The 20,432-nt window shown below is 68.6% G+C and carries 19 protein-coding genes and 1 tRNA gene; 8 read left to right on the top strand and 12 right to left on the bottom strand.

Annotated elements, in window-relative coordinates:
- Window positions 1-22 precede the first annotated feature (22 nt).
- A complete protein-coding gene (locus A9X04_RS16520; RefSeq protein ID WP_067922445.1) occupies window positions 23-451 on the top strand; it encodes a thiol-disulfide oxidoreductase DCC family protein in 429 nt (142 codons plus the stop codon).
- On the opposite strand, the gene A9X04_RS16525 is transcribed toward A9X04_RS16520, so the two are convergent.
- The gene (locus tag A9X04_RS16525) at window positions 448-756 is read right to left on the bottom strand and encodes a hypothetical protein (RefSeq protein WP_067922447.1); all 309 of its coding nucleotides are present in this window, start codon (window positions 754-756) and stop codon (window positions 448-450) included. The two genes, A9X04_RS16520 and A9X04_RS16525, sit on opposite strands and share 4 nt — an antisense overlap.
- 75 nt (window positions 757-831) lie before the next feature.
- Window positions 832-915: transfer RNA gene (locus tag A9X04_RS16530), tRNA-Leu, on the bottom strand.
- 97 nt (window positions 916-1,012) lie between these two features.
- On the opposite strand from A9X04_RS16530, the gene A9X04_RS16535 reads away from it, so the two are divergent.
- Both A9X04_RS16535 and A9X04_RS16540 read left to right on the top strand, forming a co-directional pair.
- Window positions 1,013-1,393, top strand: a complete 381-nt coding sequence (locus A9X04_RS16535; RefSeq protein ID WP_067922450.1) for a hypothetical protein — start codon at window positions 1,013-1,015, stop codon at window positions 1,391-1,393.
- Window positions 1,390-1,740, top strand: coding sequence for a DUF3817 domain-containing protein (locus tag A9X04_RS16540; RefSeq protein ID WP_067922452.1), 351 nt, complete (start codon window positions 1,390-1,392; stop codon window positions 1,738-1,740). The genes A9X04_RS16535 and A9X04_RS16540 overlap by 4 nt, the downstream gene beginning before the upstream one ends.
- A 35-nt stretch (window positions 1,741-1,775) precedes the next feature.
- Here A9X04_RS16540 and rdgB read toward each other — a convergent pair whose 3' ends face one another.
- Window positions 1,776-2,375: an RdgB/HAM1 family non-canonical purine NTP pyrophosphatase gene (gene rdgB / locus A9X04_RS16545; protein ID WP_067922455.1), complete on the bottom strand. Its 600-nt coding sequence runs from the start codon at window positions 2,373-2,375 to the stop codon at window positions 1,776-1,778.
- Window positions 2,376-2,582: 207 nt separating this feature from the next.
- On the opposite strand from rdgB, the gene A9X04_RS16550 reads away from it, so the two are divergent.
- The gene (locus A9X04_RS16550; protein WP_067922458.1) at window positions 2,583-3,683 is read left to right on the top strand and encodes a ferritin-like domain-containing protein; all 1,101 of its coding nucleotides are present in this window, start codon (window positions 2,583-2,585) and stop codon (window positions 3,681-3,683) included.
- A gap of 39 nt (window positions 3,684-3,722) precedes the next feature.
- Here the strand turns inward: A9X04_RS16550 and rph are convergent, their stop codons facing one another.
- From rph to clpS, 7 genes are all read right to left on the bottom strand, one after another.
- Window positions 3,723-4,502 (bottom strand): ribonuclease PH, encoded by a 780-nt coding sequence (gene rph / locus A9X04_RS16555; protein ID WP_067922461.1) that lies wholly within the window; start codon window positions 4,500-4,502, stop codon window positions 3,723-3,725.
- A gap of 24 nt (window positions 4,503-4,526) precedes the next feature.
- Entirely contained in the window at window positions 4,527-5,309 is a 783-nt protein-coding gene (locus A9X04_RS16560; protein ID WP_067922464.1) for a cyclic nucleotide-degrading phosphodiesterase, read from the bottom strand.
- A gap of 76 nt (window positions 5,310-5,385) precedes the next feature.
- Complete coding sequence (gene murI / locus A9X04_RS16565) at window positions 5,386-6,201, bottom strand: glutamate racemase (RefSeq protein WP_067922467.1); 816 nt, start codon at window positions 6,199-6,201, stop codon at window positions 5,386-5,388.
- Window positions 6,198-6,878, bottom strand: a complete 681-nt coding sequence (locus tag A9X04_RS16570) for a rhomboid family intramembrane serine protease (RefSeq protein ID WP_067922470.1) — start codon at window positions 6,876-6,878, stop codon at window positions 6,198-6,200. Before A9X04_RS16570 ends, murI begins: the two co-directional genes overlap by 4 nt.
- Before the next feature lie 36 nt (window positions 6,879-6,914).
- A complete protein-coding gene (locus A9X04_RS16575; RefSeq protein ID WP_067922473.1) occupies window positions 6,915-7,958 on the bottom strand; it encodes a P1 family peptidase in 1,044 nt (347 codons plus the stop codon).
- 16 nt (window positions 7,959-7,974) lie between these two features.
- Entirely contained in the window at window positions 7,975-8,556 is a 582-nt protein-coding gene (locus A9X04_RS16580; RefSeq protein WP_067922476.1) for a DUF2017 domain-containing protein, read from the bottom strand.
- Window positions 8,557-8,581: 25 nt separating this feature from the next.
- Entirely contained in the window at window positions 8,582-8,887 is a 306-nt protein-coding gene (gene clpS, locus A9X04_RS16585; protein ID WP_067922479.1) for an ATP-dependent Clp protease adapter ClpS, read from the bottom strand.
- 67 nt (window positions 8,888-8,954) lie between these two features.
- On the opposite strand from clpS, the gene A9X04_RS16590 reads away from it, so the two are divergent.
- Complete coding sequence (locus tag A9X04_RS16590; RefSeq protein ID WP_067922482.1) at window positions 8,955-10,289, top strand: nicotinate phosphoribosyltransferase; 1,335 nt, start codon at window positions 8,955-8,957, stop codon at window positions 10,287-10,289.
- The gene (locus tag A9X04_RS16595) at window positions 10,286-12,301 is read left to right on the top strand and encodes an ATP-dependent DNA helicase (RefSeq protein ID WP_067922525.1); all 2,016 of its coding nucleotides are present in this window, start codon (window positions 10,286-10,288) and stop codon (window positions 12,299-12,301) included. The genes A9X04_RS16590 and A9X04_RS16595 overlap by 4 nt, the downstream gene beginning before the upstream one ends.
- Before the next feature lie 2 nt (window positions 12,302-12,303).
- On the opposite strand, the gene glgP is transcribed toward A9X04_RS16595, so the two are convergent.
- Window positions 12,304-14,967, bottom strand: a complete 2,664-nt coding sequence (gene glgP / locus A9X04_RS16600; protein ID WP_067922485.1) for an alpha-glucan family phosphorylase — start codon at window positions 14,965-14,967, stop codon at window positions 12,304-12,306.
- Window positions 14,968-15,193: 226 nt separating this feature from the next.
- On the opposite strand from glgP, the gene A9X04_RS16605 reads away from it, so the two are divergent.
- Window positions 15,194-17,308: an alpha-1,4-glucan--maltose-1-phosphate maltosyltransferase gene (locus A9X04_RS16605; RefSeq protein ID WP_067922528.1), complete on the top strand. Its 2,115-nt coding sequence runs from the start codon at window positions 15,194-15,196 to the stop codon at window positions 17,306-17,308.
- Between the two features lies 1 nt (window position 17,309).
- Window positions 17,310-19,505, top strand: a complete 2,196-nt coding sequence (gene glgB, locus A9X04_RS16610; RefSeq protein ID WP_067922488.1) for a 1,4-alpha-glucan branching protein GlgB — start codon at window positions 17,310-17,312, stop codon at window positions 19,503-19,505.
- 102 nt (window positions 19,506-19,607) lie between these two features.
- Here glgB and A9X04_RS16615 read toward each other — a convergent pair.
- On the bottom strand, window positions 19,608-20,432 hold an 825-nt coding region (locus tag A9X04_RS16615; protein ID WP_067922492.1), incomplete at its 5' end, for a tetratricopeptide repeat protein.

Genomic DNA, 20,432 nt, shown 5'->3' on the forward strand with positions numbered 1-20,432 from the left:
GGGCGGCTAGTAGCCTGGTTGTGTGAGCGGTGAATCGTCGGCGTCGCCGGTATTGCTCTACGACGGGGTCTGCGGCGTCTGCAACTCGGCGGTTCAGACGATCCTCCGGTTCGACCCGAACGGCACCCTGCGCTTCGCGGCGCTCGACAGCGACTTCGCCCGGGCCGTCTTCGATCGGCATCCGGCTATCGGGCAGGTGGACTCGATGGTGTTCGTCGACCAGCCCGGCCGGCCCGCTGAACGCGTCGCCGTCCGGTCCGCCGCCGCCATGCGGGTGGTCGATTACCTCGGCGGGCCGTGGAAGCTGCTCCGAGCGGCCCGCGTCATCCCCACTCCCCTGCGCGACTGGCTCTACGACAAGTTCGCCGGCGTCCGCTATCGCATCTTCGGCAAACACGACACGTGTCCGTTGCCGCCACCGGAGGTTCGCGCGCGCTTCCTGGACGCTTAGTCCACGGCGAGGTCGGCCTCGGACTCCTTACGCTTCAACTCGGCGAGCTTGCGGTCCTCGGCGGCAAATTCGCGATGGTGAGCCGCCGATTCGCGGTGCACGTCGACATGCGACACGCCTTGTTCAACCGTCTCGTCCTGCACCCGTGCGACTTCTTCGTGCCTGAGGGCCGATTCCTCGAAGCTGCGCGCGGCCGACAGCCCGGCTTGGGCCGCGCGTTCGCGGGCCGCCGCGGCCCTGCGCTCGGCACGCTCTACGTCCTTCGCGGTAAGGGCGTCCTCGAGTGGTTGGTTTCCGGTGGCCATGGCGTCTCCTCGTGTCCAGTGCAGTGCATGTACCCCGCACGGACGGTTTGACGCCTGACGATCGCGATATCGGAGTGCGGGCGGAGGGACTCGAACCCTCAAGCTCTTCCGAGCACCGGCACCTAAAGCCGGCATGTTTGCCGATTTCATCACGCCCGCAGCTTGCCGATCGTACCGCTCAGTTCGCGGACGGACCCGTCGGTCACATGCCTCGATGAATTCGTCGGACCCAAATCGTGAGCGGTACCGTCAAGGGGTGTCCACTACCCGTCGTCGCAGGCCCGCGCTGATCGCCTTGGTGATCGTCGCGGCCTGCGGCTGCCTTGCGCTGGGCTGGTGGCAATGGAGCAGGTTCCAGTCGGTATCGGGCACGTTCCAGAACCTCGGCTACGCACTGCAGTGGCCGCTGTTCGCCTGGTTCTGCGTCTACGCGTACCGCAAATACGTGCGCTACGAAGAGATGCCGCCCGAACCCGCGCGTGGCACCGGGCTCACCGAGATACCCGCCGGCCTGCTGCCCGAGCGCCCCAGGCCGATGCAACCACCGTCTGACGATCCCGCGCTGTCGGAGTACAACGCCTACCTGGCCGAGCTTGCCAAACAAGACACCGAGAAACAGAACAGGACCACCGCATGACCACACCGGAGACGCCCGAGGCGTCGGCGTCGGCATTCCCCGTCGAGAAGATCCGCACCGCGTTGCTCGGCTACCGGGTCATGGCGTGGGCGACGGGTCTGTGGCTGATCGCGCTGTGCTACGAGATCGTCTCGCACCTCGTCTTGCACCACGAGATCCGCTGGATCGAGGTGGTCCACGGCTGGGTGTACTTCATCTATGTGCTGACCGCGTTCAATCTGGCGGTCAAGGTGCGGTGGCCGATTGCCAAGACGATCGGTGTGCTGCTCGCCGGGACCATCCCGCTGCTGGGGATCATCGTCGAGCACTTCCAGACCAGGGACGTCAAGGCGCGCTTCGGGCTGTAGGGCTCGTACGCTGCCGGCCCGACGCTGCGAACACCCTAGGCCAGCTCGCGCAGCGCCGGTACCAGCAGCGCGAGAGCGCGACCGCGATGGGAGACGGCGTCCTTCTCCTCGGGGCTGAGCTCCGCCGCGGTGCGGTCGGAGCCGTCGGGCACGAAGACCGGGTCATAGCCGAAACCGCCATCCCCCCGCGGTTCTCGTGTGATGCTGCCGGTCCACTCGCCGCGTACGACGACCTCGCCGGCCGGGCCGGCCAGGGCGCAGGCGGACACGAAGGCGGCACCGCGCCGTTCGTCGGGCACGTCACGCAACTGCGCCAGCAGCAGCGCGGTGTTCGCCGCGTCGTCGCCGTGCCGGCCCGACCAGCGCGCCGACAGCACCCCGGGCATGCCGTTCAACGCGGCCACCTCCAGACCGGAATCGTCGGCCACCGAAGCCAGGCCCGTCGCGGCGAAGGCGTCCCGCGCCTTGGCCAACGCGTTGTCCTCGAAGGTCGCGCTGTCTTCGGGCGCTTCGTCGAAGGGGGCCACGTCGCGCAGAGACAACAACCTCAGCCCCGTCAAGCCGGCCGCGTCGAGCACCCGGCGCAATTCGGCCAGCTTCTTGGTATTGCGGCTGGCGACCAGCAACTCGGTCACCGGTTGGTCCGATCCATGCCGTCGCCTCCCCAAGAGCCACCCACGCGTACGACAACAAATTAGCCGGAATCGGCGGCGCCCCCTTCAGCCCGGCCAGGGTCCGACCAGGACCTCCGACGTCGAAAGGCTTGACAGCCCCGCCGAGCGCGGCGCACTGTGATACACGTCATATGACCACTGGTCATACCAGGCAGAGAGGGACGGCTCATGACCACGAGGGACAAGTACACCGACGTGCCCTCCCCGTACTCGTGGGAGGTGCCCAGCACCGGCAACGCGCGCTTCACCTGGGAGTACGACGAAGGGCGCGCCCGACTTCTTTCCCTCTACCAAAAGGGAAAGGACAAGCAGTGGGATGCCCAGTCGCGCATCGACTGGGCGCAAGACGTCGACCCGATGAACCCGGTTGGGCTGCCCGACGAATTTCATCCGCTGTTCGGCAGCCCGATGTGGGACGCCGCAGACGACGCACGTCGCGCCGAGATGCGCCAGCACTTCCAGGCCTGGCAGTTCTCGCAGTTCCTGCACGGCGAGCAGGGCGCGATGGTGTGCGCGGCCAAGATCGTCGAGGTCGTCCCGGACTTGGACGCGAAGTTCTACGCGGCCACCCAGACCATGGATGAGGCCCGACACGTCGAGGCGTTCTCGCGGTTCCTGCAGGAGAAGGTCGGGGTGGTCTACCCGATCAACAAGCACCTGACCGCACTGCTGGACGACACCTTGCACGACTCCCGCTGGGACATGCCCTACCTCGGCATGCAGGTGCTCATCGAGGGGCTTGCCCTCGCCGCCTTCGGGGTGCTGCGTGACATGGCGGCGCCCGACTCGCTGGCCAAGGGGGTGCTCGCCTACGTCATGCAGGACGAGGCCCGGCACGTCGCGTTCGGCCGCATCTCACTGAAGGACTACTACTCCGCGCTGACCGAGGCCGAGCGGGACGAGCGCGAAGAGTTCGTCGTGGACGCCTGCTACCTGATGCGCGACCGGTTCCGCGGCGAGGAGGTCTTCGAGACCCTCGGCCTGGACGTCCAAGCGTGCGCCGAGTGGGTCGACACGTCCCCGCTGATGATCCAGTTCCGGTCACACCTGTTCAGCCGCATCGTGCCGATCGTCAAGGACATCGGGCTGTGGGGCGAGAAGGTGCAGAAGGCCTTCCGGGACATGGGTGTCCACGACATGGCGGGCGTCGACATCGAGGCGCTGATGAAGGCCGACGAAGACCAGGCCGAGGCTCTGGACAAGGCACACGCCGAGATGGCCGACCGGGCCCTCGAGGTGGACCAGGTGATCGCGGCGGGCGCGAGCTGAGCCACCGGACGCTTCGGCGCTCCGTCGCCAACGCGGGTGTCAGCTGCCGAAAGACTTGGGCGCCGGGCCACTCTCGGGCAACTCACCCGGATAAGGCAGTGCCAGCGCCTCGCGTTGGGCGGCGAACAACTTGTCGCAGGCGGCGAGCGCCACGTCGAGCAGTTTGTCCAGCGTCGAGCGCGGGAAGGTCGCGCCCTCGCCGGTCCCCTGCACCTCCACGAGCGTCCCGGTGTCGGTGGCGACGACGTTCATGTCGACCTCGGCCCGCGCGTCCTCCTCGTACGGCAGGTCCACCCGGATCCTGCCGTCGACCACCCCGACGCTGACGGCCGCGATGGCGCAGGACAACGGCCGGGGATCGGACAACTTGCCCGCCGCGGCCAGGTACGTCACGGCGTCGGCCAGCGCCACGAAGGCACCCGTGATGGCGGCGGTCCGGGTGCCGCCGTCGGCCTGCAGCACGTCGCAGTCGACGGCGATGGTGTTCTCCCCCAACGCCGCCAGGTCGATGCAGGCCCGCAGCGACCGGCCGATCAGCCTGCTGATCTCCTGGGTGCGGCCGGACAAGCGTCCCTTCACGGATTCGCGGTCGGAGCGCGTGTGGGTGGCCGACGGCAGCATCGCGTACTCGGCGGTCAGCCAGCCGAGACCCGATCCTTTGCGCCAGCGCGGCACCCCGTCGGTGACGCTGGCGGTGCACATGACCTTGGTGTGCCCGAACTCGATGAGCACCGACCCCGCTGGGTGCTCGGTGAATCCCCGGGTGATGACCACGGGGCGAAGCTCGTCGTCAAGGCGACCGTCTTCTCGTCTCGTCACGACGCCAACCCTAACGCGGGGTGCTCAGACCCTTTCGGAGCGGCGGATGTCGAACGTCTCGCCGCACACCACCGCATGCACGGGGCCGTCGAACTCGGCCTTGGCCTCGCTGATCACGTCCTCCCGCGAGGTCCACGGCGGGATGTGCGTCAGCAACAGTTCGCGAACGCCGGCCTGCGCCGCCGCCCGGCCGGCCTCGGTGCCCGACAGATGGAGCGCGGGCGGACGGTCCGGCGAATGCGTCCAGGAGGCTTCGCACAGGAAGACGTCGGCGTCCCGGGCCAGCTCGACCAGTTGCTCACACATGCCGGTGTCACCGCTGTAGACCAGCGAGGCGCCGGTCGAATCGGTGATCCGCAGGCCGTACGACTCGGTCGGGTGGGCCACTACCCGCGGCGTCACCGTGAGCGAGCCGAGCGTGACCGGTTCGCCGTCGACCCAGTGCCGAACGTCGAAAATGTCTGAGCAGTCGTCGATTTCACCGCCATACGGTGACGATGCCGCGCCCAGCCGGGACCAGGTGTCGCCGGGGCCGTACAACAACGCCTTGCCGTTGGGCCGCGACGGGTGGTAGCGCCGCCACACGAACAGGCCGGGCAGATCGAGGCAGTGGTCGGCGTGCAGATGGGACAAGAGCACGTGCACGGAGGCGGGATCGGCATAGCGCTGGAGCGCGCCCAGCACGCCGCCGCCGAAGTCGATGACCAACGGCGGTGTATCCGGTGCCCGAAGCAGATAACCCGACGCGGGCGAATCCGGCCCCACCACGCTGCCCGAGCAGCCGAGCACGGTTATTCGCACGGACACTACTGTGCCATGCCCGGTAGGACCGTGACGAAAACATCGCCGCATTCGTGTGATGAGAATCTCGCCGCCATCAGCACTACTCAATTCTCACGTGGTGAACGGGTTGCACGCCGGTGACCGCGGGGCCCAGGAACCGCGCCGCCAACGCGGTGAACGCCTCGGGGTCGCCGGTCGCCTCGAAGACCCGTGTCGCGGGCGGGGCGTCATGAGGGCGCAGGAGCTCACGTTCGGTGAGCACCCGAAGCACCTCCTTGGCGGTTTCCTCGGCGCTCGACACCAGCGTCACGTGCTCGCCCATCGCGAGCTGGATCAACCCGGACAGCAGCGGATAGTGCGTGCACCCGAGCACCAGTGTGTCGACCTGCGCGCGCTGCAGCGGTTCGAGGTAGCCCTCGGCCAGCCCGAGCACCTGGCGCCCGCTGGTCACGCCCCGCTCGACGAAATCGACGAAGCGCGGACACGCCACGGCGGTGATCTCGGTATCGCGGGCGGCGGCAAACGCGTCCTGGTACGCGTGCGAGTTGATGGTGGCCTGCGTGCCGATGACGCCGATGCGGCCGTTGCGGGTCGTGGCGACCGCGCGACGCACCGCCGGCAGGATCACCTCGACGACCGGTACGTCGTAGCGTTCGCGCGCGTCCCGCAGGCATGCCGCCGACGCCGTGTTGCAAGCGATCACCAACGCCTTGACCCCGCGCTCGACGAGGTCGTCCCCGATGGCGAGCGCATGCGCGCGGACCTCGGGGATGGTGAGCGGACCGTATGGCCCGTGGCCGGTGTCGCCGACGTAGACGATGTCCTCGTCGGGCAATTGGTCGATGATTGCCCGCGCGACGGTCAGCCCGCCGACGCCGGAATCGAAGATCCCGACGGGCGCCATCGGCGAGCTCATGTCTTGGGACGCGGCAACGCGGTGCCGGCTTTTCTCTTCGCGCGGGCCTTACGTTCCGGTGCGGACAACCAGTAGGCAGCGACGACGCCGGCGAGAGCACCGCACAGGTGCCCCTGCCACGACACCCCACCGCATCTGCCGAGCACCGGCATGGCGCCCAGCAGCACGCCGCCGTAGGCGAACAACACCACCAGCCCGATCGCGATGTCGGCGAACCTGCGCACGAAGATCCCGAACACGAGCAGGAAGGCCAGCCAGCCGAAGATCAGGCCGGAGGCCCCGATGTGGTCGGTCGGACCGCAGGCGCTGCCCACGTTGCCGATGAGCCAGGTGCCGAAGCCGCCCAGGATCCACACGATCGCAGTGGCCCATATGAACCGGCTGAGACCGGCGAGCGCCATCAGGAAACCCAGCACCAACAGCGGGATCGTGTTGGCCATCAGATGCTGCCAGTTGGCGTGCAGGACCGGCGCGAAGATGATTCCCCACAGGCCGTCGGCTTCGAGCGGCCGGATGCCGTTCTCGTCCAGGGAATGCCCGGTCAGCTGGTCGATGAGCTCGATCAGGTAGAGCAGGGCGACGAAGGTGAGGATCGTCGTCCCGCCCACCACCCACGCGGGCCGCTTCGGCTGCTTGGCCGGTGCGCCGGGGCGTCCCTTGGGGGTGGTCTTACCCATAGCTGCAGGTTACCGGCGCGGGCGGTGGCGAACCCCTCATGGGGCGAACGCCCCGGGCAAGATGTCGCGGTAGGTCGGTATGCCGGCGACCGGATCGGCGGCGAAGACGCCGGCCAGCACCGCACGCGCGACGCAGTCGGCCGCGACGGCACCCACCTCCGCGGCCAGCCGCATCTCCGGCGAAAAGGAGGCGGGCGCGTCGGGCGGGGCCGGCACTTCTACCGCCCCCGTCGCCAGGGCGAACACGGTGTCGCCGTCGTACGGGGTGTGCGCGGGCCGAATGGTGCGCGCCAGCCCGTCCTGGGCGGCGACGGCGACGCGCCGGCACGCGGCCGGGCTCAGCGCCGCGTCGGTCGCCACCACCCCGATGACGGTGTTGAGCGGGTTCTCGAGCGGGCCGGACGCGGTCGGCAGGCGGGCGAAGGCGTCGACCTGCTCGCACGGCGGCGGCCGCAGGGCGAACTCCTCGATCAAGTCCGCCATCCACGGCAGACCGGTGGCCCGGTCAGCGACATCACCGGCGGAGTTCACCACGACCACCGCGCCGACGGTCACCCCGCACGGCAGCGCCGTCGAGGCCGTCCCGACGCCGCCCTTGAGCACCCCGGCACGCGCCCCGACGCCGGCGCCGACGCTCCCCACCGCCGGCGCATCCGCGCGGCCCACGGCGGCTTCGCAGGCCAGGTAGCCGAACTCCGCCGTCGGGCGTCGGTCCCAGCCACCGACGGGCAGGTCGAAGATCACCGCGCCGGGCACGATGGGCACCACCCCGCCGTCCATCGCCACGCCGCGTTCCCGCTCCTCGAGCCAGCGCATGACGCCGTCGGCGGCGGCCAGACCGTAGGCGCTGCCGCCGGCGAGTAACACCGCGTCGACGTACCGGACGGTGTTGGCCGGGTCCAGCAGGTCGGTCTCCCGGGTACCGGGCGCGCCGCCGCGGCAGTCGACCGCGCCCACGGTCCCGGGCGGGGTCAGCACGACGGTGACCCCGCGGGCCCATCCTTGGCCGAGGGTCGCGTCGGGGTCGAGCCGGTGATGGTGGCCGACGCGGATACCCGCGACGTCGGTGATGGCGTTCATCCGGCAGCCAACTGGGTCATCTGTTCCCCATCAGCACCAGGACGAGGTACTCCTGCAACACGGTCAACCACTGGTAAACGTCGAAGTGCACGGCCAGCGGGTGATCGGCGGGCAGGCGCTCGTGTCCCTCCGGGCCGACCTCGAGCATCACTCCCAGCGTCAGCCGGATGTCGTTGACCGCCGCGACCCAGGCGTTCGCATCCTCCCCGGTGAGGTCGAACCGTCCGCCGCCACTGGGAACGGTGTCCAACAACCGTTGTGCCGCAAGGCGTTTGGCGTCGATGATCTCGGGCTCGTGCAGGCTGCGCAGCGCGGCGTTGAGGCTGTCCGCATCGTCGGGGCCCAGCGCGTGATCGTCGTCTTGACGGAAGAAATCGGGCAGCAGCCGGCGCAGAGTCGGATCCTTCGGGGGATCGCTGTTCCCGGTCTTTATGCCGGTGATCTCCTCGAGTTCGTCTGCGGGCGCGGAGGATTCACGCTCGTCGAGCAACCCGACCATGGCTGTGGCCAGGTTTCTCAGCAGTGCCGCCTCATGAGACGCCAGGGCGGACCGAAAACGGGGACCGTCCGCGGTCTCGACGCGCTTCCACTTGCGCACAGGTAATCGCCGAAGCCCTCGAGGATCAGCGGTCCTGCTGCATGGTCGCCCACAACCCGGCGGCATGCAGCTTGGACACGTCGACTTCCATGGACTCCCGGCTGCCGGCCGACACCACCGCCCTGCCTTCGTTGTGTACCTGCAACATCAGCTTGGTGGCGTGCGGCTCGCTATAGCCGAACAACTTCTGGAACACATACGTCACGTAGGTCATCAGATTGACCGGGTCGTCCCACACGATCGTGACCCACGGGCTCGCCGTGACGTCTACCGGAGCGGACTCGCGTTGTCCTGTAGTGCCCGGCTTAGCGGGCGCTGACATTACAACCATGGCTTACACGATACCGAGGGCCGGGTGACGTTTCCGAGCCCCCGACGCCAGCCGATACCGTTATGGAATGAACGACCCGGTCGTAACTGGGCTGCTTACCGACAAATACGAGTTGACGATGCTGGACGCGGCGTTGCGTGACGGCACCGCCTCTCGCCCGACGACCTTCGAGTTGTTCGCCCGCCGACTCCCCGAGGGCCGCCGGTACGGCGTGGTCTGCGGGACCGGCCGGTTGCTCGAAGCGTTGCCGCGGTTCGGCTTCGACGACGAGGCGTGTCAGATGCTGGCGCGGTTCCTCGATGCGGACACGTTGCGTTACTTGCGCGAATTCCGGTTCAGCGGCGACATCGACGGCTACGCGGAAGGCGAGCTGTACTTCCCCGGCTCTCCCGTGCTGTCGGTGACCGGCACTTTCGCCGAATGTGTCGTGCTCGAGACGCTGGCATTGTCGATCTTCAACCACGACACGGCGGTCGCGTCCGCGGCGGCACGGATGGTGAGTGCGGCCAGGGACCGTCCGTTGATCGAGATGGGATCGCGGAGAACCCACGAACACGCCGCGGTCGCAGCAGCACGGGCCGCCTATATCGCCGGCTTCGCCGCGTCCTCCAATCTGGAGGCGCAGCGCCGATACGGAATCCCCGCGGAGGGCACCTCGGCGCACGCGTTCACCATGCTGCACGCGAGCGGGGATCCCGCCGAGGTGACCGAGCTGGCCGCCTTCCGCGCCCAGGTGGCGGCGCTGGGCGTCGGCACCACGCTGCTGGTGGACACATATGACGTGACGACCGGTGTGGCCAATGCGGTGACCGCCGCCGGGGAGTCGCTCGGCGCAGTCCGCATCGACTCCGGCGAGCTGGGTGTCCTGGCGCGCCAGGTCCGCGAGCAGCTCGACCGGTTGGGGGCCCACCGGACCCGCATCGTGGTCTCCGGTGACCTCGACGAGTTCTCCATCGCCGCCCTGGGTGCCGAACCGGTGGACAGTTACGGCGTCGGCACCTCGCTGGTGACGGGCTCGGGCGCACCGACGGCGAACATGGTCTACAAGCTCGTCGAAGTCGACGGGATGCCGGTGCAAAAGCGCAGCAGCCACAAGGAATCCCGCGGCGGCCGCAAAGAGGCGGTGCGCCTGACACGCCCGTCCGGCACGGTCACCGAGGAGCTGGTGTATCCGGCGGGCCATCGGCCCCCGGTGACCGAGCCGTACCGGGTGTTAACCGTCCCGCTGGTCCGCGGCGGCGAGGCGGTGTCCGAACCGAATGTGGCCGCGGCGCGCGAGCTGGTAGCTTCCGGACTGCGCAGTCTGCCGTGGGAGGGTCTGAACCTGTCGAGCGGGGAGCCCGCGATCCCCACGACCCTGATCCCCGCCGGCTCGGTAACACCGCAGAGCAAAAGAGGCTGATCACGTCCGAGGTGTCCGTGCCCGAGTTGCTGGCCGTCGCCGTGGCCGCCCTCGGCGGCAGTGAACGCAGCGGCCAACTCGAGATGGCCAACGCCGTGGCACGGGCGTTCGAAACCGGCGAGCATCTCGTCGTGCAGGCCGGTACGGGCACCGGAAAGTCGCTGGCCTACCTGGTGCCCGCGATCGTCCGGGCCATCGACGACGACTCACCGGTCGTCGTGTCCACCGCCACCATCGCGCTGCAGCGGCAGCTCGTCGACCGCGATCTGCCCAGGTTGATCGATTCCATCGTCGACGCGCTCCCCCGCCGCCCGCAGTTCGCGCTTCTCAAGGGCCGCCGAAACTATCTGTGTCTGAACAAAATTCACAACGGCGGCGCCGAAGCCGAGGAGGATGCGGGGGACCGGCCGCAGGAGGAGCTCTTCGACCCCATGGCAGCCACCGCGCTGGGACGCGACGTCCAGCGACTCACCGCCTGGGCGTCGACGACCGATTCCGGTGACCGCGACGACCTGAAACCCGGTGTGCCGGATCGATCGTGGTCCCAGGTCAGCGTTTCGGCGCGGGAGTGCCTGGGCGTGGCCCGCTGCCCGTTCGGCTCGGAATGCTTCTCCGAACGGGCGCGCAGCCTGGCCGGCGGAGCCGACATCGTCGTCACCAACCACGCGCTGCTGGCCATCGACGCGGTCGCCGACTCTGCGGTGCTGCCCGAACACGCGCTGCTGGTCGTGGACGAGGCCCACGAATTGGTCGACCGGGTGACCTCGGTGGCCACCGCGGAGCTGACGCCGGCCACCCTGGGCGTCGCGGCAAGGCGGATCGCGCGGTTGGTGAATCCCGAACTGACACAACGGCTCGAAGCGGCGACGGCCAACTTCGCGGCGGCGATCCACGAAGCCACGCCGGGCCGCATCGACCGCCTCGACGAGGAGCTGGCGACCTACCTCACCGCGCTGCGCGACGCCGCGAGCGCCGCGCGCTCGGCGATCGACACCACGAGCGACGCGAAAGCGGCCGCGGCCCGCGCCGAAGCGGTGGCGGCGCTGAGCGAGATCTCCGATACCGCGTCGCGGGCCCTCACGTCGTTCGGCCCCGCGATTCCCGATCGCACCGAGGTGGTGTGGGTCGATCACGAGGACAACCGGGGCTCCATGCGGCCGGTGTTGCGGGTGGCACCCCTGTCGGTCGCGGGCCTGCTGCGCGGCCGGGTGTTCTCCCGTTCCACGACGGTGCTGACCTCGGCGACCCTGACCATCGGCGGATCCTTCGACGCGATGGCCGCGGCGTGGGGTCTGACCGCCGAAGACACCGGGCCAGAGCCGACCCGCTGGCGCGGTGTCGACGTCGGCTCGCCGTTCCAGCACGCCAAGGCCGGAATCCTCTACGTCGCGGCTCACCTGCCGCCACCGGGCCGGGACGCCACCGGATCTGCCGAGCAGCTGACCGAGATCGCCGAGCTCATCACCGCGGCGGGCGGACGAACTCTGGGGTTGTTCTCGTCGATGCGGGCGGCCCGGGCCGCCGCGGAGGCCATGCGCCAACGGTTGTCGACGCCGGTCCTGTGTCAAGGCGACGACAGCACCTCCGCGCTGGTCGAGCAGTTCAGCGCCGACGCGCCGACGTCCCTGTTCGGCACCTTGTCGCTGTGGCAGGGCGTCGATGTGCCCGGGCCATCACTGTCGCTGGTGCTCATCGACCGCATCCCGTTCCCGCGCCCCGACGACCCGCTACTGGGCGCGCGGCAACGCGCGGTCGCGGCGCACGGCGGCAATGGCTTCATGGCGGTCGCCGCCAGCCATGCCGCATTGTTGTTGGCGCAGGGCTCGGGCCGGCTGTTGCGCCGCGTCAACGACCGGGGAGTCGTCGCGGTGCTGGATTCGCGGATGGCCACCGCAGGCTACGGCGGCTACCTGCGGGCCTCGCTGCCGCCGTTCTGGCAGACCACCAACCCGGCGCAGGTTCGCGCCGCGCTGGAGCGGCTGCGCACCGCGGCCGAGGGTCTGCCCGCTTGACGTCAGCGGGCCAGCGTGACCAGGCCGAGCTCGGCGCTGCCGGCGAGCATCGGGTGATGGGGCAGCACGCGCACCGTATACCCGACGGACCCCGCCAGCGGTAGCGACAGCGTCGTCGAAAACACCTGGTTGCCGCCTTCGGCGGTGCCGGTGTACGACATCTCGACGGTGGTCGGGTCCAGGAGCGCGTCGCTGGCATCCACCCGGCCCACCAGCCCTTGGACCCTGACCTCGTCGGGCGCGAGCCCGTCCAGCGCCACGGTGGCGGTCAGCGTCAGCTTGGAGCCGAGCACCGGCGTGTCCGGCAGCCCCGTGCTGTCCACATCGGTGATGGAGATCTTGGGCCAGGCCTCTTCGGCGCGCCGACGGTACGCGGCCAGCTCGCGGGCGGCGCCGAACTCGCCGGCGTCCTCACCGTCTTCGGCGGGGCCCACCGTCCTGCGCAGCGACTGCGCCGCGTGGGTGTAGTACTGCTCGACGTAGTCGCGCACCATGCGCGAGGCGAGCACCTTCGGTCCGAGCGTCTGCAGTGTGTGCCGCACCATCTCGATCCACCGGGGCGGCACGCCGTGTTCGTCACGCTCGTAGAACTTCGGGGCCACCGCCTGCTCCAGCAGGTCATAGAGCGCGCTGGCCTCCAGGTCGTCGCGGCGCGCCTCGTCACTCAGGCCGTCGGCAGACGGTATCTCCCAACCGTTTTCGCCGTCGTACCATTCGTCCCACCACCCATCGCGGATGGACAGGTTCAGGCCGCCGTTGAGCGCGCTCTTCATCCCGGAGGTGCCGCAGGCCTCCAGCGGCCGCAGCGGGTTGTTCAGCCAGACGTCGCAACCCCAGTACAACAGCCGCGCCATCGACATGTCGTAGTCGGGCAGGAAGGCGATGCGATGGCGCACCTCGGGCCGGTCGGCGAAGCGCACGACCTGCTGGATCAGCGCCTTGCCCCCGTCGTCGGCCGGGTGCGACTTCCCCGCGACGATCAACTGAATCGGCCTGTCCTCATCGAGCAGCAGGCGTTCGAGCCGCTGGGGATCGCGCAGCATCAGCGTCAAGCGCTTATAGGTGGGCACCCGCCGGGCGAAACCGATGGTGAGCACATTCGGATCGAATGCCGTTGATATCCAACCCAATTCGGCATCCGACGCGCCGCGTTCCAGCCACGATTTGCGCAGCCGGCGCCTGACGTCCTCGACCAGCAACGTGCGCAGTTGCGAGCGGATCCACCAGAGGTGACCCGCGTCGACCTGCTTCAGCCGCAGCCACACGCCGGGATCGCCGAACGAATCCGACCCGGCCAGCTCACGCCCCAACTGCAGCCACTGGGGCGCCGCCCAGGTGCGCGCGTGAACTCCGTTGGTGATCGAGCCGATCGGCACCTCATCCGCGTCGAACCCCGGCCACAGCTCGTTGAACATCGCGCGGCTCACCTCGCCGTGCAGCAGCGAGACGCCGTTGGCCCGCTGCGCCAGCCGCAAACCCATGTGCGCCATGTTGAATTTGGTCGGATCGTCCTCGGCGCCGAGCGCAAGGATGCGGGCAGTCGGCACACCCGGCAACAACGCGGGCGCATCCTTGCTACCGACCTTCTCGGGCTTCTTGTCGGGGTCGTCTCCGTTACCGGGGTCATCTCCGGCATGCCCGTCGAAATACAGCCGCACCATGTCGATCGGGAACCGGTCGATGCCGGCGGGCACCGGGGTGTGGGTGGTGAACACCGTGCTGGATCGCACGACGGTCAGCGCGGTGTCGAAGTCCAACCCGGCGTCGGTCATCAATTCGCGGATGCGTTCCGCCCCGAGGAACCCGGCGTGCCCCTCGTTCATGTGAAACACCTCGGGTGCGGGCAGGCCTTCGATGGCGGTGAACGCGCGGATCGCCCGCACCCCGCCGATGCCGGCCAGCAGCTCTTGGCGCATCCGGTGCTCCTGGTCACCGCCGTAGAGCCGGTCGGTGATGCCGCGCAGCTCGTGCTCGTTCTCGGGGACGTCGGAATCGAGCAGCAACAGCGGGACCCGACCGACCTGCGCGACCCAGATCCGCGCGTGCAGTTGGGCGGAATCGGGGAGCGTCAACTCGACCAGGACGGGGTCCCCGGCGGCGTCGGTGAGGAGTCGCAACGGCAGCCCCTGGGGGTCCAGTGACGGGTACGTCTCGTTCTGCCAGCCGTCCGCGGTGAGCGACTGGCGGAAATACCCGGACCGGTAGTACAGGCCCACCGCCACCAGCGGCACCCCGAGATCGGAGGCCGACTTCAGATGGTCCCCGGCGAGGATGCCCAGGCCGCCGGAGTAGTTGGGCAGCACCTCGGCCACGCCGAACTCCATCGAGAAATAGGCGACGGCCGCCGGCATCGCCACGCCTTCGGCTTGCTGCTGCTGGTACCACAGCGGACGGCTCAGGTAGTCGTTCAGGTCGGCGGCCAGCGCATCGAGCCGGCCCAGGAACGCCTCGTCGAGCGCCAGCTCGTCGAGGCGTGCCGGATTCACCGCGCCCAGCAACGCCACCGGGTCAGAGCCGCACCGCTCCCACAGCTCCACGTCGACGGTCGCGAACAGGTCCTGGGTCGGCCTGTCCCACGACCATCGCAAGTTGGTCGACAGCTGGTCGAGCGCGGCCAGCCGTTCGGGAAGGTGTGCACGGACGGTAAAGCGGCGGAGGGCTTTCACGCGTCCTTACCTTACTGAGGATTTCGTCCCGCGCACGGCGGCAGCGACCCGCTTTTCCCGCCGAGGGTGTGACCGGACACTAGGGTGGGTATCGGGTAGTTATCGGGGCCGCAACGGTGCTTCCCCGCAGAGGCAGTTCCCCACGACAGGAAGTTTCGCCAGACGAGAGGCATTCCGCGACGAGCACACCGCGGTTTGGCCGCACACAATTCGGAACGGAGCTGTGGTGCCTGGTCGTGTCGAGATCGATGACGTCCAACCCGTCGTTTCCTGCGGCGCGTATCCCGCCAAGGCGGTGGTCGGCGAGACCGTCCCGGTCCGCGCGGCGGTGTGGCGGGAAGGCCACGAAGCCGTCGCCGCGACCCTGGTGGTGCGCTACCTCGGGCCGCGCTATCCGCAGGTGACCGAAACCCGCCGGATCAAAGCGATTCAGGCTCCCGTGAAGCCCGCAACCGAAGTCGACGGAGGGGTGGACCAGCAACGGGTCAAGCCGCTGCTGCTGCCGATGACGTTGGGCCTCGAGCCCTATGTCTTCCACGGGCAATTCACGCCCGACCGGGTCGGCCTGTGGACGTTCCGGGTGGACGGCTGGGGCGACCCCGTCCACTCCTGGCGTCACGGCGTGGTGGCCAAGCTGGAGGCCGGCCAGGGTGAGACGGAACTGTCCAACGACCTTCTGGTCGGCGCCGCGCTGTTGGAGCGCGCCGCGATGGGGGTGCCCCGCGCGCGGCGTGACCCACTCCTGGCGGCCGCCGAGGCGCTGCGGAACCCCGGGGACCCGGTCACCCGTTCGGCGCTGGCGCTGGCGCCGGAAACCGAGGAGATTCTGGCCGAGTATCCGTTGCGGGATATAGTCACGCGCGGCGAACAGTACGGCGTCTGGGTGGATCGTCCGCTGGCCCGCTTCGGCTCCTGGTATGAGATGTTCCCCCGCTCGACCGGCGGCTGGGACGCCGAGGGCAACCCCGTTCACGGCACGTTCGCGACGGCGGCCGCCCAGCTGCCGCGGATCGCGGCGATGGGTTTCGACGTCGTGTACCTGCCGCCGATCCACCCGATCGGCAAGGTTCACCGCAAGGGCCGCAACAACTCTCCCACCGCCGCGCCCGGAGATGTCGGTTCCCCGTGGGCTATCGGCAGTGACGAGGGCGGCCATGACGCCGTCCACCCCGACCTGGGCACCATCGAGGACTTCGACGCGTTCGTCGCCGCGGCCCGGGAACTGGGCATGGAGGTGGCGCTCGACCTGGCGTTGCAGTGCGCGCCGGACCATCCGTGGGCACGCGATCATCGTGAGTGGTTCACCGAACTGCCCGACGGCACCATCGCCTATGCGGAGAACCCGCCCAAGAAGTATCAGGACATCTACCCGCTCAACTTCGACAACGACCCGGCGGGTCTCTACGACGAAGTCCTGCGCGTCGTCCGGCACTGGATGGACCACGGCGTCATGTTCTTTCGGGTCGACAACCCGCACACCAAGCCGCCGAACTTCTGGGCGTGGCTGATCGCGCAGGCGAAGAGCATCGACCCCGACGTGCTCTTCCTGTCGGAGGCCTTCACGCCGCCGGCCCGGCAGTACGGTTTGGCGAAGCTCGGGTTCACCCAGTCCTACAGCTACTTCACCTGGCGCACGGCCAAGCAGGAACTCATCGAATTCGGCGACGCCATCGCCGGATCAGCGGACTTCCGGCGCCCGAATCTGTTTGTGAACACCCCGGACATTCTGCATGCCATCCTGCAGCACAACGGCCCGGGCATGTTCGCGATCCGCGCGGTGCTGGCCGCGACCATGGGCCCGGCGTGGGGCGTGTATTCCGGCTACGAGCTGTTCGAACACCGCGCGGTGCGGGAGGGTAGCGAGGAGTACCTGGACTCGGAGAAGTACGAACTGCGGCCGCGCGATTTCGCGGGTGCGCTCGCCGAGGGACGCTCGCTCGAGCCGTTCATCGCGCGGCTCAACGAGATTCGCCGTCTGCATCCCGCGCTGCAGCAGTTGCGCACCATCCATTTTCACAGCGTGGACAACGACGCGTTGCTGGCCTACAGCAAGTTCGACCCCGCGACCGGCGACTGTGTGTTGGTGGTGGTGACGCTCAACGCGTTCGGCGCCGAGGAGGCCACCCTGTTTTTGGATATGGCGGCATTGGGTATGGAGCCCTACGAGCGATTTTGGGTGCGCGACGAAATCACCGGCCAGGAATTCCAATGGGGGCAGGCCAATTACGTCCGCATCGACCCTGCGCGAGCGGTGGCGCATGTCATCAACATGCCACTCATCCCGCGGGAGTCCCGGATGAAGCTGCTCCGTAGGCCACCACACGGACCGGAGGGATTGTGACATGAGCCAAGCCGATCAACTCGCCAGGACGCATCTGGCGCCCGACCCCGCCGACCTGTCGCGCCTGCTGGCCGGCACGCATCACAACCCGCACGGGGTCCTGGGCGCCCACGAATACAGCGACCACACCGTCATCCGGGCGTTCCGCCCGCACGCGGTTGAGGTCGCCGCGCTCGTCGGAGACGATCGGTTCCCGTTGGAGCACGTCGAGTCTGGCCTGTTCGCGGTGGCTTTGCCATTCGTCAACCTGATCGACTACCGCCTGGAAGTCAAGTACGAGGGATCCGACCCGTACACGGTCGCCGACGCCTACCGCTTCCTGCCCACCCTGGGCGAGGTCGACCTCTTCCTGTTCGGCGAGGGGCGCCATGAACGACTCTGGGATGTGCTCGGCGCGCATCCCCGCTCGTTCACCACGGCAGACGGTGTCGTCAACGGGGTTTCGTTCGCGGTGTGGGCGCCCAACGCCAAGGGCGTCAACCTGATCGGCGAGTTCAACGGCTGGACGGGCAGCGATGCCCCGATGCGGTCGTTGGGTTCTTCGGGTGTCTGGGAGCTGTTCTGGCCCGACTTCCCCGCGGAGGGCCTGTACAAGTTCCGCGTGCACGGCGCCGACGGGGTGGTGACCGAGCGCGCCGATCCGATGGCCTTCGCCACCGAGGTGCCGCCGCACACCGCGTCCCGCGTGACGCGTAGCGAGTACACCTGGCGGGACGCGGACTGGATGCAACAGCGCGCCCAACGCAATCCCGTGTTCGAACCGATGAGCACCTACGAGGTACACCTGGGCTCCTGGCGCCCCGGCCTCAGCTACCGCGACCTGGCCCACCAGCTCACCGCGTACGTTCTCGAGCGCGGGTTCACCCACGTGGAGCTGCTGCCGGTCGCCGAGCACCCGTTCGCCGGGTCGTGGGGCTACCAGGTGACCTCGTACTACGCGCCGACGTCGCGATTCGGCACACCCGACGAGTTCCGCCTGCTGGTGGACGCCCTGCACCAGGCCGGCATCGGCGTCATCGTGGACTGGGTGCCGGCGCACTTCCCGAAGGACGCCTGGGCGCTGGGGCGGTTCGACGGAACGCCGCTCTACGAGCACTCCGACCCCAAGCGTGGCGAACAACTCGACTGGGGCACTTACGTTTTCGACTTCGGCCGAAACGAGGTGCGTAACTTCCTGGTGGCCAACGCGTTGTATTGGCTCGAGGAGTTCCACGTCGACGGGCTACGGGTGGACGCGGTCGCTTCCATGCTGTACCTGGACTACTCGCGCCCCGAGGGCGGCTGGACGCCGAACATCTACGGCGGCCGCGAGAACCTGGAGGCCGTGCAGTTCCTGCAGGAGATGAACGCCACGGTGCACAAGTCGGCGCCGGGCATCGTCACCATCGCCGAGGAGTCGACGTCCTGGCCAGGTGTCACGCGCCCGACAAACCTTGGTGGCCTGGGCTTTTCGATGAAGTGGAACATGGGCTGGATGCACGACACGCTCGACTACATCAGCCGCGATCCGGTATACCGCAACTACCACCACGGCGAGATGACGTTCTCGATGCTGTACGCGTTCAGCGAGAACTATGTGCTGCCGATCAGCCACGACGAGGTGGTGCACGGCAAGGGCACGCTGTGGGGCCGGATGCCGGGCAACAACCACGTCAAGGCCGCCGGGCTGCGCAGCCTGCTCGCCTACCAGTGGGCGCATCCCGGCAAGCAGTTGCTGTTCATGGGGCAGGAATTCGGCCAGCGCGCCGAGTGGTCCGAGGAACGCGGCCTGGATTGGTGGCACCTCGACGAGCAGGGGTTCTCGAACGGCATCCTGCGGATGGTGCACGACATCAACGACATCTACCGCAGCCATCCGGCACTGTGGAGCCAGGACACCATTCCCGACGGCTACTCCTGGATCGACGCCAACGACTCGGCCAACAACGTGTTGAGCTTCTTGCGGTATGGCAGCGACGGCTCGGTGATGGCCTGTGTGTTCAACTTCGCAGGCAGCGAGCACAGCGGCTATCGGCTGGGTCTGCCGTCCGCCGGCCGCTGGCGCGAGGTGCTCAACACCGACGCGACCGACTACAACGGCACCGGGATCGGCAACATGGGCGGGGTGGACGCCACCGAGGACCCGTGGCATGGCCGTCCGGCCTCGGCGGTGCTGGTGCTGCCGCCGAACTCGGCCCTGTGGCTCGAGCCCGCGTAACCCGTTACGGGCCACCCGTTACAGGCCGACGCCCAACGCCGACTTTGCGTTGAATTGCGGCCCGTTTGGCCCCGACAACCCGACGTTCGGCGACCGGGAAGCTCAGTAGAGGGCGTTGGCGAGGTTGCGCCGCCCGGCGACGACCTCGGGGTCCGCCGGATCGAAGAGCTCGAAGAGCTCGATCAGCCTGGTGCGTACGCGGCTGCGCTCGTCCCCGGATGTGCTGCGCACCAAGGCGATCAGCCGATCGAACGCCGCGCTGACATCCTGGTTGAGGATCTGGACGTCGGCTGCCGCGAAGGCCGCATCGATGTCGCCCGGTGCCGCGTCGGCCGCGGCGAGGGCGTCCGGCGGGTGTGCGGTCGCACGCATGAGAAAGTCGATCTGCCGGATCGCGCCCTTTGCTTCGACGCTGCCCGGGTTGGCACCCAATATCGCTTGATACAAACCTCTGGCCGCCTCGAAATTCCCGGCCTCGAGTTGTTCGCGCGCCGCGGCCAGCTCGGGATCAACCTCGTCGGCGTCCTCGGAATTGCCTGGGCCCCTGAGCTTCCCGGCCGTCGCCGACAGAAGCGAGTCGATCCACCCTCGCAGCTGGTCGGGCGGCTGCATGCCCTGAAAACTGGACAGCGGCTGCCCGGCGGCCAGAGCCACGACCGTCGGCACCGCGTCGACGCCGAATATCTGGGCCACCCTGGGCGCCACGTCGACGTTGACCGTCGCCAGCGACCACTTGCCGCCGTCCTCGGCGGCCAGCCCCGACAAGATGTCGACGAGCTGGACGCAGGCGTCGCTGCGCGGTGACCAAAGCAGCACCACCACGGGCACTTCCTCGGACCGGAGCAGGACTTCGGTCTCGAAATTGGCCTCGGTGATTGCGGATACCCCAGGGCCGCCGTCACCGGCCGCCGGTGCGCCGCCGGCCGG

The organism is Mycobacterium sp. E3247 (assembly GCF_001667785.1).
In the GTDB taxonomy this organism is placed as follows: domain Bacteria; phylum Actinomycetota; class Actinomycetes; order Mycobacteriales; family Mycobacteriaceae; genus Mycobacterium.